The organism is Oleiphilus sp. HI0125, assembly GCF_001635355.1.
Genome location: NZ_LWGF01000264.1, coordinates 1 through 774 on the forward strand (window position 1 = coordinate 1; position 774 = coordinate 774).

At 41.2% G+C, this 774-nt stretch carries 2 protein-coding genes; both read right to left on the reverse strand.

Annotation, left to right across the window (positions count from 1 at the left end):
• Window positions 1-2: 2 nt before the first annotated feature.
• Window positions 3-365, reverse strand: coding sequence for a twitching motility response regulator PilH (gene pilH, locus A3762_RS03845; protein WP_068482902.1), 363 nt, complete (start codon window positions 363-365; stop codon window positions 3-5).
• A 52-nt stretch (window positions 366-417) separates the two neighbouring features.
• Window positions 418-774: PleD family two-component system response regulator (locus tag A3762_RS03850; RefSeq protein ID WP_068754183.1), on the reverse strand; the 357-nt coding region annotated here is incomplete at its 5' end.

Here is a 774-nt window from a genome sequence, read left to right on the forward strand (position 1 = left end):
ATTTAATCAAGTAACTCGTTAATGGTAGCGATGAGGTCATTTTCGCTAACTGGCTTAACTAAGTATCCTTTCGCACCTTGGCGCGTACCCCAAACTCGATCGGTCTCTTGATCTTTGGTAGTAACAATCACTACTGGAATGTCAGCGGTCTCAGGTGTTCTCGTTAATTGACGAGTTGCTTGGAAACCGTTTAACCCAGGCATTACAACATCCATCAAAATAAGATCAGGACGTTCCTGACGTGCAACGGCTACGCCATCTGCGCCATTATCAGCTGTAATTACTTCGTGTTTATGCTGGTCGAGAATTGTTGAAATCTTGCGAATTTCTGTTGGTGAATCATCGACGATAAGTATACGAGCCATAGCTCTCCCTCATTTAATTCATCTTGCGATGAGAGAATTGTTAATCCTTTACTTAGCCATTTTGAGGTGCATGATTACGAATCGTACTCAGCAACTCATCCTTACTAAACGGCTTAGTTAAATATTGATCTGAACCCACAATACGGCCTTTAGCCTTATCAAACAGACCATCTTTACTCGATAGCATAATGACCGGGGTTGATTTAAAAGCACTGTTATTTTTGATCAAAGCGCAAGTTTGATAACCATCAAGACGTGGCATCATAATATCGACAAAAATAATGTCTGGATTTGAATCTGCAATCTTTGCCAAGGCATCAAATCCATCGGTTGCCGTAATGACCATACAACCTACCTTCTTTAATAAGGTTTCAGCTGTACGTCGAATGGTCTTACTGTCGTCGATGAC